The 13,328-nt window shown below is 66.4% G+C and carries 8 protein-coding genes; 5 read left to right on the top strand and 3 right to left on the bottom strand.

All coding sequences use genetic code 11. The features are described 5' to 3' along the window. Positions 1 to 31: 31 nt before the first annotated feature. Positions 32 to 1,582 carry a YifB family Mg chelatase-like AAA ATPase gene (locus tag G6O54_RS21150; RefSeq protein WP_165227716.1) on the top strand — a complete coding sequence of 517 codons (1,551 nt, stop codon included), beginning with the start codon at positions 32 to 34 and terminating at the stop codon, positions 1,580 to 1,582. 58 nt (positions 1,583 to 1,640) lie between these two features. Here the strand turns inward: G6O54_RS21150 and G6O54_RS21145 are convergent, their stop codons facing one another. Next, positions 1,641 to 3,074 (bottom strand): DUF1501 domain-containing protein, encoded by a 1,434-nt coding sequence (locus G6O54_RS21145; protein ID WP_165227714.1) that lies wholly within the window; start codon positions 3,072 to 3,074, stop codon positions 1,641 to 1,643. A gap of 14 nt (positions 3,075 to 3,088) precedes the next feature. Further along, positions 3,089 to 6,109: a PSD1 and planctomycete cytochrome C domain-containing protein gene (locus G6O54_RS21140; protein ID WP_165227712.1), complete on the bottom strand. Its 3,021-nt coding sequence runs from the start codon at positions 6,107 to 6,109 to the stop codon at positions 3,089 to 3,091. Between the two features lie 233 nt (positions 6,110 to 6,342). Between G6O54_RS21140 and G6O54_RS21135 the strand changes: the two genes are divergently transcribed. The 4 genes from G6O54_RS21135 to G6O54_RS21120 all read left to right on the top strand — a co-directional run bounded on the left by G6O54_RS21135 (position 6,343) and on the right by G6O54_RS21120 (position 12,924). Next, a complete protein-coding gene (locus G6O54_RS21135) occupies positions 6,343 to 9,306 on the top strand; it encodes a hypothetical protein (RefSeq protein ID WP_165227710.1) in 2,964 nt (987 codons plus the stop codon). Between the two features lie 152 nt (positions 9,307 to 9,458). Beyond that, positions 9,459 to 10,880: an efflux RND transporter periplasmic adaptor subunit gene (locus G6O54_RS21130; protein WP_165227708.1), complete on the top strand. Its 1,422-nt coding sequence runs from the start codon at positions 9,459 to 9,461 to the stop codon at positions 10,878 to 10,880. Positions 10,881 to 11,010: 130 nt separating this feature from the next. Continuing rightward, positions 11,011 to 12,249, top strand: coding sequence for an FG-GAP repeat domain-containing protein (locus G6O54_RS21125; RefSeq protein ID WP_250847010.1), 1,239 nt, complete (start codon positions 11,011 to 11,013; stop codon positions 12,247 to 12,249). A gap of 45 nt (positions 12,250 to 12,294) precedes the next feature. After that, positions 12,295 to 12,924 carry a thermonuclease family protein gene (locus tag G6O54_RS21120; RefSeq protein ID WP_165227706.1) on the top strand — a complete coding sequence of 210 codons (630 nt, stop codon included), beginning with the start codon at positions 12,295 to 12,297 and terminating at the stop codon, positions 12,922 to 12,924. A gap of 34 nt (positions 12,925 to 12,958) precedes the next feature. Here G6O54_RS21120 and G6O54_RS21115 read toward each other — a convergent pair whose 3' ends face one another. Further along, the gene (locus tag G6O54_RS21115) at positions 12,959 to 13,231 is read right to left on the bottom strand and encodes a hypothetical protein (RefSeq protein ID WP_165227704.1); all 273 of its coding nucleotides are present in this window, start codon (positions 13,229 to 13,231) and stop codon (positions 12,959 to 12,961) included. Positions 13,232 to 13,328: the final 97 nt, after the last annotated feature.

Below are 13,328 nucleotides of genomic sequence, written 5' to 3'. Positions count from 1 at the left end.
CTCCCTCGCCGCTGGACGCCGCCGCGCCACGATGCTCGCCAAGCTGTTCTCCTACACGCTGATCGGGATCGACGCCACGCCCGTCGAGGTGGAGGTGGATGCCTCGTTCTCCTCCATGCCCAAGACGGTCCTCGTCGGGCTGGCGGAGGCGGCGGTCAAGGAGAGCACGCATCGCGTCGAGCGCGCGATCGTCAACTCGGGCTATCGCCGGCCCACGGATCGGGTCGTGATCAACCTGGCCCCGGCCGACCTGAAGAAGGACGCCAGCGGCTTCGACCTGCCGATCGCGATCGGCCTGCTGATCGCCAGCGGCCAGGTGAGCGTGGACCGCCCCGGCAACTTCGCGCTCGTGGGCGAGCTCGCCCTCACCGGCGAGACCCGGCCCGTCAAGGGGATCCTCTCGATGGCCCTGCAGGCCGTCGCCGAGGGCCGCGACGGGCTCCTCGTCCCGACCGCCAACGCATCCGAGGCCGCCGTCGTGGAGGGCCTGAACGTCTACCCCGTCGGCAGCCTCGCCGAGGCCGTCGGCTTCCTCTCCGGACAGGTCGACAGGGACCCCGAGAGCGTCGACCTCGACGAGGTCTTCGCCCAGAACTCCCACACCGAGGAGGACTTCGTCGACGTCAAGGGCCAGGACTACGCCAAACGCGCCCTCCTGATCGCCGCGTCGGGAAGTCACAATCTGCTGATGATCGGCCCGCCGGGCACGGGCAAGACCCTGCTGGCCAAGCGGCTGCCCACGATCCTCCCCCCGCTCACCCCCGCCGAGAGCCTGGAGACCACCCGGATCTACAGCGTCATGGGCCTGCTCCGGCCCGGCCAGGCCCTCATGGCCGTGCGTCCCTTCCGCCCCCCCCACCACTCGGTCAGCGACGCCGGCCTCGTCGGCGGCGGCAGCCCGCCGCAGCCGGGCGAGATCTCGCTGGCGCACAAGGGCGTGCTCTTCCTGGATGAGATGCCGGAGTTCAACAGGAAGACGCTCGAGGTCCTGCGGCAGCCGCTCGAAGAAGGCCGGGTGACGATCAGCCGGGCGCTCCGGAGCAGCACGTTCCCGGCGGACTTCATCCTGGTCGCGGCGATGAACCCGTGCCCGTGCGGTTACCGGTCGGATCCGCGGCGGGCGTGCTCGTGCTCGCCGCCGCAGGTGGAGAAGTACCTGAGCAAGATCTCCGGCCCGCTGCTGGATCGCATCGACCTCCACGTCGAGGTCCCGGCCGTCCCGTTCACGCAGCTCTCCGAGATGCCGCCCGGGCCGCCGTCCTCGGAGCTGCGGGCGCAGGTCCTGGCGGCGCGCGAGCGCCAGGCACGCCGCTTCGGCTCGTCGCAGCCGCACCACCACGGCACCACGGTCAACGGCCGGATGACCCCGCGCCAGGTCCGCACCTTCTGCAAGCTCAAGCCCGACGCCCAGAACATCCTCAAGGCCGCGATGGAGGAGCTCGGACTCTCCGCCCGGGCCCACGACAAGGTGCTCAGGGTCGCCCGCACCATCGCCGACCTCGAGGGCTCCGACGAGATCCTCCCCCAGCACATCGCCGAGGCCGTGGGGTATCGGTCGCTGGATCGAAGCGTCTGGATCTGATCCGCCCCGCTGCTCGAGGGTGTTCGAGGAAGAGGAACTGACACCGACATTCCTGGCTTTAGCTCAGTATTCCCTTGACGAGCCGCCCATGAACGTCCGTCAGTCGGTAGTCGCGTCCCTGGAACCGATACGTGAGTCGTGTGTGGTCGAACCCCAGCAAGTGTAGCAACGTGGCATGTAAGTCGTGAACATGGACGGGATCCGCGACGACGTTGAACCCAAGATCATCCGTCTCACCGTGCGTGTACCCGGCCCGCAATCCGCCGCCGGCCAGCCAGATGCTGAAGCAGCGGTTGTGGTGGTCCCGGCCGTCGTTCCCCCCCTGAACCATGGGCGTCCGTCCGAACTCGCCGCCCCAGATGACGATCGTGTCCTCCAGGAGTCCCCGTTCCTTGAGATCCGTCACCAGCGCGGCGCTGGCCTGGTCGGTATTGATGCAGTTCTGCTTGAGGCCGGCCGTCAGGTTGCTGTGCTGATCCCAGGCTTCGTGGAATAGCTGGACAAAGCGGACGCCTCGTTCGACGAGACGCCGAGCGAGCAAGCAGTTGCGGGCGAAGTTGGCCTCCTTGACCGACTTGATGCCGTATTTCTCGAGCGTCTGGGGGGATTCCTTGCTGAGGTCCATGAGTTCCGGCGCGCTCGTCTGGAGTTTGTACGCCATCTCGTAGCTTTGAATTCGGGCGGCGATCTCCGGATCGGCCGACGACTGGAGAGCCATGTCATTGAGCCGGTTCAGGGTATCCAGCGAACTGCGCTGCGCTTCCTTGTCGATCCCGCCGGGATTCGAGAGATAGAGCACAGGCTCACCGGCGCTGCGAAACGGCGTGCCGCCGTACATGGTGGGCAAGAATCCGCAACCGTAGTTGCTGGCGCCGCCACTGGTTCCATTGGCGCTGGTCAGGACCACGAAGCCGGGAAGTTCGTCCGACTCGCTCCCCAGTCCATACATCGTCCACGAGCCGAGGCTGGGACGGCCGAACTGCTGGGATCCGGTATTCATCATGATCTGAGCCGGGGCGTGATTGACCGCCTCGGTCTGCATCGTGCGGATCAGGCAAATCTCATCGGCGATCCTGGCCGTGTGCGGCAGCACCTCGCTCAACTCCATGCCGCATTGCCCGTGGCGCGCGAACTTGAATTTCGGGCCGAGGAGCGCGGAGTTGGGATTGATGAACGCAGCCCGATAATCCTTGAGCAGCCCGGCAGGGGGCAGTTGGCCGTCATGGCGGGACAGTTGAGGCTTGTTGTCGAACAGTTCCAGGTGACTGGGAGCCCCCGCCTGGAAGATGTAGATCACCCGCTTCGCCCTGGCCGCGAAATGCGGTTTTCGGGGCATCAGCGGATTCTGGGCCGCGGGCGTCGTCGCGCCGACTTCGGAGGCCATCAACGAACCCGCGGCGATCCCAGCAAGCCCAATGCCGCAGTCCCGCAAGAACCAACGGCGGCAGAAGGATTGCGCCCGGGCCCGCTGCAGCTCCTGTTCCAGGTTCATGCTCGAATTCCTGTTCATCTCTTGGAGATCGTTTCGTCGAGGTTCAGGAGCACTCTCGCCGCCACGGTCCAGGCGGCCGCGTCCTGAGGAGTCGTTCCCGTCGGCAACTCCGGAAGGCGGGTGGAGTCGCCGGTGGCAACTTCGCGCACGTTCAACCAGCCATCGGCCAGCCGTCCTCGCTGCGATCGCACCAGGTCCAGGACGACATCCCGCTCCTCGTTCGTCGGCGGTCGCGACGTGCAGAGGAAGAACCCATAGTCTGCCCGCCGCACGTCATCCCGTCCCCCTTCCCGCAGGATCCGCAATGCCAGGGCCCGGGCAGACTCCACGAAGATCGGCTCATTCAGCGTCGTGAGAGCGGCGAGCGGCGTATTCGACCGCATGCGACGCACACAGGCAAAATCGCCGTTCGGAGCATCGAGGGTCGACATCGCCGGATCGGGCATCGAGCGCTTGCGAAACCCATAGATCGTTCGGCGATAGCGCTCGGGGCCCTCGGCCGGCTTCCAGTAGGCCGGGTAGGTGAAATTGTAATCCAGCACGTTCTGCGGGACGGGAGGGATGATGCTCGGGCCGCCGAGCCTGTGCGTGATCAGTCCCGAAACGCTCAGCGCGATGTCGCGCACGACCTCCGCGTCAGCCCGGAAGCTCGGCCCCCGTGCCAGCCATTGATTGCGTGGGTCGCTTTCCACGAGTGCCGCGGACGCTCTGGACGATTGCTGATACGTGTCGCTGTTGACGATCGTGCGAATCAGATGCTTCTGGCTCCAGCCATGCTCCATGAAATCGACGGCCAGCCAGTCCAGCAGCTCGCGATACTCCGGCACCGGCGCCCGGGTGCCGAAATCCTCCGCGGTTTCCACCAGGCCCACGCCGAAGATCGACTGCCAGATGCGATTCACGGCCACGCGTGCCGTCAAGGGCGACCTGGGATCGGTCAGCCAGCGCGCGAGGCCGAGCCGGTTGCGGGGTGCGTCCGGCGGGAACGGTGGAAACGCGGCCGGTGTGTGGGGCTGAACGACCCTGGTCGGCTGGTCCCAGTTGCCGCGTGCGAGCAGGTGGGTCTCGCGGTGATTGGCGGGTTCCCGTTCCGCCAGGTGCAGGATGGACGTCGCCGCCTGGGGAAAGTCCTTCCAGGAGGCAGCGATCTCGTCGTTTATCGGCCCGGCCCCGGCAGCGACCATCCGCCAGGCGGCAAAGATCGCAGCTTTCTGGTCGGAAGTCCGCGCCTGTGCAGGGGTCTGCATCGCCAGGATCGCGGCATGATCGACCGGCGGGGCCGAGGGAGCGGGCTGTCGGGTGAGGCTCAGGCGGCAACACCCGAGCATGTCCGTCATCCGCAGGGCGATTTTCAGTTGAGTTCCGGGCGGCAGATTCAAGGTATGATCGAACTGCACGACGGCCGCCGCCGGCTGATTGCGAAGGCCGACGCCACGGTCCGCCGTCCAGATCGTGTTGTCCTTCCCATCGATCAGATGGGCGACAGGTCCGCTGATCTTCTTGCCGTCCGCACTTTTCTGCTCGGCCTCGGAGAAGTCTGCCGTCGCGTTCTTGAGCTTGATTTTTTCCCAGTTCTTGCCGGCCGGAGTTTTGACATACGCCTCCAACTCATTGATCCCCCACGTGCCAAGGCGGCTGCGGCCGGGACCGGCATGCGGTAGATCGCGATGGTTCAGCGCTTCCAAGCGAAGCCCCGTCACACCGCTCAACGTCGGCGTCGCGACGAAGAAGACTTCATCGCTGGGATGGCCCTTCATCAGGATGGATTTGTCGGCCTCCTGAGTTGGATGATTCAATCCGCTGATACTTCCCATTTCGCTGGCGATCAGCGGCTCCCAGGCAGGCTGGCCCTTCAGGAGTTCCTGCTCCCAGGCCGAGATCTCTCGTTCCAACTGCGGCCGCTGCTCGCGCAATCGCCGTTCGGCGTCGCGGATGCGGCCCTGGATCTGTGAAATCTGCCGCTGCTGCTCGGGGGTATAGACCCACGATTGAGCCTCGTAGGAGTCGTTCAGGAACGCGAACAGCCCGTAGTATTCGTCCTGGGTCAGCGGGTCGAATTTGTGAGAATGGCACTGGGCGCATTGGGTCGTCAGTCCCATCACGGATTTCCCGAGACAATCGACGCGATCGAACATCTCGACCATGCGGAACTGCTCGGGGACGATGGCCCCTTCCTCATTGATCATGCTATTGCGCAAGAATCCCGTGGCGACGATCTGTTGCTGGGTCGCGCCGGGCAGGAGGTCTCCCGCCAGTTGTTCGATCAGGAACCGGTCGTAAGGCATGTCGCGATTCAGCGCGTCGATCACCCAGTCCCGCCACATCCACTGTTCGCGCGGCATGTCCTTCTCGTAGCCGTTGGTGTCGGAATAGCGTGCGGCGTCAAGCCAATGCCGCGCCCACTTCTCCCCGAACCGTTCGCTCTTCAGCAGCCTTTCCACCGTGGCCGCGAATCCATCCTGCTGGAAGCGTGCCAGGTCCGCCGGAGAGGGCGGCAGGCCGATGAGATCGAGCGACAATCGTCGAAATAGGGCCGCCGGGGCCGCGACCGCAGAAAGGGCCAGGTTCCGCTCCTTCAGACGAGAGACCACGAACGCGTCGATCGGATTGGCCCGATCTGTCTTCGGGATCGTGCCCTTCCGGGGCGCGATGAACGCCCAGTGCGATTGATACTCGGCCCCGTCTCGGATCCATTTCTTCAGTATGTCAACTTGTTTTGATGTCAGAGGATTGTGACGCTTCGGCGGCATGCGCTCGGTCGAATCGTCCGAAGTAATGCGACGGATGATCTCGCTCTCGTCCGGCTTGCCGGGCACAATCGCCGCAACACCCGAATCGCCCCCTTTCAGGGCTTCCTCTCGCCGGTCCAGGCGCAATCGCCCCTTGCGCTCGGCCTCATCCACGCCGTGGCACGCCGTGCAATGCTCCGCCAGGATCGGCTGGACGTCTCGCTGATAACCGACGGAGGAATCTCCCCGCGTGCTTTGAACGAAAACGAGGAAGAGCAACAACGAGAAAGCAGAACGAGTCGGCATCAGGCAGTCTCGTCAGGATGAAATCGCATCGGGCGGGACGTGTTCCGTCGAACCCGGAGCACGCTGGATGACCGCCGTCAATTGTAGCCTTCGCCCCCCAATCTCGCGCCTGGGAAGCCCTTCCTGCTGGAGAAAAAGTCTCGGTCTTCCCGTCTCACTTCCGCGGCCTCCGAGCATGAGATAACTTGAGGCCTCAGGGGCATTCGTATCAGGATCGTCCGGAGTGTCACAGCATGGGAGCGACAACGAGCCTTCGCGTGCAGACCGTCGCGCTGGTCTTCCTCGCCGGCTGGCCAGGAATCGTTTCGTCGGCCGGAGCCCGCGACGAGGACACCATCGTCATTTCCTCGGTGAGCGCATTGAAGCTGGAACCAGGCGGACTGATTCCGGCGGAATCGAAACGTCCGACGACCCCGGCCTCCGTCAACCTGGGCTACAGGTGCCAGCCGGAGGAGATGCCCTACGTCGTGCTGGACGGACCCGGCGAGGCCTACGTCGGCGTCTCATGGCCGCAGGGGCGGACGATCCCGGAACCTGGCGGGACGTGGCCGCTCTCACCCCTGGGTCATCTTTACGGGGATGACGTCGTGGCCGCCCGCGTGCCGGCGTCACCGGACCGGCGAGAAATCCGCGGTCGGATCGTCTTCCCCGGCGAAAAGGGGATGACCTCAGCCTCCTTCGTGCTGCCCATCCGTAAGACGACCGACGAGTCGAAGCGGGCTTTCGGAATCTCCAAGCGGTCCTATTTCGAATGTCTCCTGTACCAGGGAGGACCCGGTGCACCCTGGTTCCTTCGCCAGATCGCCGCCGCCCGCGACGTCCTGGGCGAGCCGCATTCGGACGCGGCGAGGGTGCGGCGAATACCGAATACCTCGGACCTGCGCTTTCGTGCCCGATCCATGGAGGACACTTTCAGCCTGTTCGGCGGCGGCAGGGCCATCGATGAGAACCTCCAGCTCGATCGCCCTCTCCCCTTGACCGGCAACGGGGATGATCCGGATGAAGCTCCTCAGGCCGGAAGAGTTCCCCGACCCACGGCGACCGGTCCGGTGAAGATCGATTCGCTCACCGGCATCACCGTCGCCGAGATCGACTGGAAACACCGGCTCCAGGGCCGCACGCCCAGCCTCGATCCACTGGCACGGGCGATCCCCGCGGACCAGCATGCGCTCTTCATCGCGAACCTGGACGCCGCGGACAACCTGCTCAGGCTGCTCCGCGACCGGGCCTTCCCGCTGCTGGGGACGGCGGGCAGGGCAGACGAGGCCCTGCCGGTCCAGCAGCGATACGAGCGTCAGCTCGGCGTCACCGTGGACGAGATTCTCCTGTTCCAGAAAAAGGTCGCGGGCGACCGGGCGATCCGGAGCCTGGCCATCTCGGGCTCGGATCCGTACCTCGCCACGGGTACGGACCTCGCCCTGATCTTCGAGGTCACCGACCCCTCGGCCCTGGTGGACTTCCTCAAAGGCCGGATCGAGGCGGCCGGACGCCATGTCGATCCGGCGGTTCACATCGTCGAGGAGGTGTGCGAGGGGGGGAAGGTCCGCGTCGCCCGGTCGAGCGATCGGAGCCTCTCCGCGTTCCTTGCTTCGTGGGACGACCTGGTCCTGCTCACCAACTCGCGGTGGCAGGTACAGCAGGTGGGCAAGACGATCGCAGGCAAACTGCCGAGGCTTGCAGACGCCCCCGAATACACCTTCTTCCGCGATCGCTATCCGAGGGGCGGCGAGGATGAGAACGGGCTCATCGTCCTCACCGACGCCGCCATCCGGCGCTGGTGTGGGCCGAAATGGCGGATCGGCTCCTCTCGCCGCCTCCGCGCCGCGGGACGGCTGGTGTCCCTCCAGGCCAACCACATGGCCGAGATCGCCGGCGATACGGCGAAGGGACTCCCCCTCCAGGCGAATCGTGCTTCCCACGCGATCGACCTCGGCGGCCTGAGCCTGACGCGGGGGGGCGTGCTCTCGCAGGTCTACGGCACACTCGCCAACCCCACGCCGATCGCCGACCTGCCGCTCGAGGAGGCGACGGCGGAGGAGGCCGCCGGATACAAGCTCTGGCGCGACGGCTACCAACGGAATTTGCGACAGTACTTCGATCCGATTGCAATCCGCCTTGGCGGCCGGCCCGACCGCTCGATCGCCATGGATCTGAGCGTGATGCCCCTGATCGCATCCAGCGAATACAGGGAGTTCATCGACCTGGTTGGCGCCTCGAAGATCGGTCCGGGCGACGGCGACCCGCATCCCAGTTCGCTCCTCCACGGCATCCTCGCGATCGACATCAAAGCGGCGATCGCTCAGAATATGGGCAACGACGTCACGCGTTTGACGCAGATGCCGCCGCAGATCGCGCTCGGATGGATCGGGGCGTCGGTCTCTCTCTTTCTCGATGACGATCCGACCTGGCGGGAAAGCCTTGGCACGCCCCCTTCTCTCGAACGCGCGATCGAACATCCGGAGAAGATTCCCGCCGGACTCCAGATCGCATCGACGGACGGGACGAAGCTTGCCCTCTTCCTGGCCGCCGCTCGGGCTTATCTCGATCAGTCGGCCCCGGGGATGCTCAACTTCGAGGTCCGGAAGCACGGCCAGCGAGACTATGTCCACGTCGGTATGAAGGACGGAGCCGGCGGCGGCCCTGCGTCCGGCATGACACTTTACTACGCCGCGACTCCCCGCGCCCTCGTCATCTCCCCCGTCGAAAAAGTCGTGCTTCGATTCCTGGACCGGCTCGACGCGAAATCGGCCGGGAACGAACCGAAACCAAGCCCGACAGGCCCAGAGCCGGCCTGGCTCGGCGAGAGCCTCGCGCTGAAGCTCGATCCGGCGGTGATCCCGATCCTCTCGACTCTGGGCTCACCGACCATACTGGAAAGACTCCGTCTCCAGTCGTGGGCCAACCTGCCGATCCTCAACGAGTATCACCGGCTCTTCCCGGATCGAGACCCGCTGCTCCTCCACGAGACACTCTGGGGCACTCGCCTCACCTGCCCCGGCGGCGGACGGTACGTCTGGAACGACACCTGGAAGACCATGGAATCAACCGCCTTCGGCTGCCCCGCCGCCCCGCGAACCGAGCAGGCCAGCGGACTCGCGACCGCGTCCAGGGACCTGAAGTCCCTCCGCTTCGGCCTGACCTTCGAGGACCAGGGTCTCCGCGCCCGCGTCGCCATCGACCTCAAACAGCAACCCTGACGCCGACGGCAAATCGGCCCGGCCTTTCTCCCGAAATTGCCTCGCATGCCCTTGCCGCCATCCCCCAAGTTTATTACACTTGTCAGAGGATGGCGTACGAGGACGGTGGCGGGCGATCGGGTTCGAGTTGCCTGTGGTAGATGGGTCGTTCCATGCTCTCGACTCCCTGTAAGCAGGCGGCCATTTTGCTCGTCCCCGTACTCGGCGCGGCGGCGTGCTACGCCGTGGTGACGGGGTCGCTCGGATCGCGACGGGTCGAGGTGACCGGCCCGTGGGCGACCGTGGAGCGGACCGACCTTCGCTTCACCGTGATGGCGGGAGGCGACCTTCAGCCGATGAAGGAGACGATGGTCGTCTGCGAGGTCGAGGACATCACGGAGAAGGAGGGCCTCACGGTCATCAGCCTGGTGGAGAACGGTCAGCCCGTGAAGAAGGGGGATGTCCTCTGCCGTTTGAACACGTCCGAGCTCGACGACCTGGCGCGGGAGGAGGAGATCCTCCTCAACCAGGCCCGTTCCGAGTGGTCTCGGGCCAGGCTCGGCAAGGAGACGGCCGAGCTGGCCGTCCGCGAATACACCGAGGGGCTGGTGGCCCAGCAGTCGAACGACTACGAGGGGAGGATCGCGCTCGGACGGTCGGACGTGCAGAAATACCGGGAACATCTCGCCTGGACCGAGCGGATGTTCGCCAAGGGATATGCCTCGCGAGCCCAGCTCGCGACCGAGCAGCAGACGCTGGCCAAGGCGGAGCACGAGCTCGATCGGACGGAGCGGGAATTCCGGCTCTTCCGAGACTTCCAGGTGGAGAAGGAGACGGTCTCGCTCCGGGGCAACGTCGGCATCGCGGACGGCACCCTGAGGGCGGCGGCGGCCCGCCTCAAGGTCCAGGAAGAGCGGCTGGCCCACGTCCGCAAGCAGATCGACCGCTGCGTCATCCGCGCGCCCCAGGACGGCATCGCCATCCACTCGCGGCGCGGCTACTTCCGCCGCACGCCCTTGCAGGAAGGCTCGATGGTCTATGAGGGGCAGGAGCTCTTCAAGCTGCCGGACCTGACGCAGATGGAGGTCGAGGTCTCGCTCAACGAGTCGATGGGCCCGCAGGTCAAGGTCGGCATGCCGGCCGAGGTCCGCGTGGCCTCCCTCGGCGAGCAGGTGCTGCCCGGGAAGGTGGTCTCGATCGCCCTGCTCTCGGACGTCAACTGGAAGGAAGACGACGAGAGGATCCGCCACTTCGTCGTCCGGGTCCGCCTGGATCGGACCCCGCCGAAAATGCTCCCCCTGATGTCGGCCACCGTCGAGATCGATACCGGGACGATCAGGGACTGCCTGGCGATCCCGGTCGAGGCGATGGGCATGCGGGGGCGAGAGCAATTCTGCTTCGTCATCGGTCCGGACGGGCCCGAGCGGCGCTCGATCACCACCCGCCGTTCCACCACGGGGATGCTCGAGGTCACCGGCGGCCTCTCGCCGGGCGAGCGAGTCCTGCTGACGGCCCCGGCCGAATTCCTGGAATCGCCGGAGCCCAGCGTGTCTGTCGGGGCCGGCGGCAGTCCGGGCCCCGCCGGCACCTCCTGAATGGCGGCCGGAGAGCCCCTCGATTCTCGTCCCCGTCGCGGCCACGTCTCGCTGGCTTTCCGCGACCGCCCGTCGTAATCTCGACGTGTCGCACCTGATGCGGGTGGACTGGTCGAGAGGAGGGATTTCGATGGGGATGATCACCCTGGCCGCGTGGGTCTCGTTCGTCGTCTGCGGCCCGGCGGCTGGACGGCCCGTCGCGGTCGCGAACGGAGGCGATCCCGCCCCGTCCGTGACCTGGAAGAAGACCGTGATCGAGGCGAGGTTCCGGTCCGAGGGCGTGAGCGTCGGCGACGTGAATCACGACGGGAAGGCCGACATCCTCGTCGGTGACTGCTGGTACGAGGCCCCCTCGTGGACTCGCCACGACATCCGCCAGCCCGGAGAATTCGGCGACGGCCTGCACAGCTACAGCAAGTGCATGACCTGCTGGGCCGACGACATCAACGGCGACGGCTGGGTCGACGAGGTCGTGGTCGGTTTCCCCGGCGACGCGGCCTACTGGTACGAGAATCCGCGCGGCCAGCCCGGCCACTGGCCCGAACATGAGATCTGGCACAGCGCCTGCAACGAGACGCCGCTCTACACGGACCTGTTCAAGGACGGGCGCCGCGTGCTGATCATGGGGTGGCAGCCGAAGGGGAAGGACAACGAGGGGCAGATGGCCTGGTTCGCCCCCGGGACGGATCCGACGAGGCCCTGGCCGATGCACCCGATCAGCGAGCCGAGCTCGCCGGGCAAGCCCATGCCGGGGACCTTCCGGTTCTCGCACGGGCTCGGCGCGGGGGACCTCAACGGCGACGGCCGGAAGGACGTGATCTGCACCGACGGCTGGTGGGAGCAGCCCGCCTCGGGCAGGTCGGCGACCGCGGCCTGGCCGTTCCACCCCGGGAAGTTCGGCGACGCCGTGTCGAACATCCTGGCCTACGACGTCAACCGGGACGGCAAGCCGGACGCGATCGCGAGCTCGGCGCACCAGTATGGCATCTGGTGGTTCGAACAGGGCGACGCGGCGAGCTCGGCCTTCGAGAAGCACGACCTCTTCCCCGACCTCGTCTCGGAGACGCACGCCCTGATCGCCGCCGACATCAACGGCGACGGCCTCGACGACCTCGTGACCGGCAAGCGGTTCTGGTCGCACGGCAAGAACGAGCCGGGCTCCGACAAGCCCGCGCGGCTCTACTGGTTCGAGGCGAGCCGGAAGGGTGACGGGCCCGTCGCGTTCACCCCCCGCGAGATCGACGATCAGAGCGGGATCGGGACCCAGTTCGTCGTCGAGGATTTCAACGGCGACGGCACCCTGGACATCGTGGTCTCGAACAAGAAGGGGACGTACCTGTTCGAGCAGATCAAGCGGACCGCGCCCTGAGCGGGTCGACAACGACCGGTCGGGCGACGCGATCGCGGGGCCAGCATGATCCAACGATGGGTGCGCCGGGTTCTGGTCTGGCTGGTCTTCGCGGCCCTCATCGCGGCCGTCCTCCGCTCCTGCCCGTCGACGCGATCGCTCGCCCCGGATCGCCGGCTGCGGGAGCGAATCGCAGCAGCCTCGCGGCCGGCCCATGTCCGGGTGGTCGTGGATCCCGCCCGGGTCTGGGTCGACGACGGCGATACCATCCGGATTGACTGGCCGGGCGAGGCCAGGGAGACCGTCCGGATCCTCGGTATCGACGCGCCGGAGATTCATCATCGCAGCCGGCCGGGAGTCGGCGACCAGCCCTACGGGCGGGACTCGCTGGACTTCGCCAGGCGGCATCTCCTCGGGGCGAAACGACTCGAGATGGCCCGGGCAAGTCACCCCGATCGTTTCCAGCGGACGCTCGCATACCTGTACGCGGACGGGGTGAACTACTCCGTCCTGGCCGTGGAAAACCACATGGCGGAGTCCACGATCGGGCGATTCGGCCACAACGGATTCCCGGAGGAGGCGGCCCGAGTGGCGGACGCCGCGGCGCGGGCCGGGCCGCCGCCGTTCGAATCGCCGGTGAAATTCCGGGATCGGAACTTCGGAGCGGTCGGAGATCCCTTCTTTCGCCCGGAATGACGGCCGGCACGCCGGCAACGGGGTCCCGGCCGGGCTATCTCCAGAGGGTATCGGTCTCGTGCTCCGGGCGGTCGGGGCGGGGCTCGCCCAGGTAGTCGGGGCCATTCACCAGCAGCTTGAACGTGTTGAAGCAGAGCGACTGGATGAACCGGATGCGGCACGTCCGCGGGCCGAGGAACGCCTTGTCGGCGGCGAGGAGGACCCCGGGGATCGAGTCGTCGTGCCCCCTGGATTGGACCCTGAGGATCACCGGGCCGTCGGGCCTCGGCAGCCTCCGGCGACGGATCTTCAGGCGGCAGCCGTTCATCGAGACGTCCTCGATTCGCGCCGGGATCGAGAATGACTGTTCGGCTTCGGTCCATGCAAGGATCCCGGCCGTATGACGGGCCCGATAGCGGCAGACG

It is taken from the genome of Aquisphaera insulae, from assembly GCF_011064615.1.
In the GTDB taxonomy this organism is placed as follows: Bacteria; Planctomycetota; Planctomycetia; order Isosphaerales; family Isosphaeraceae; genus Aquisphaera; species Aquisphaera insulae.
This window is presented reverse-complemented; position numbering and strand designations above follow the sequence as displayed.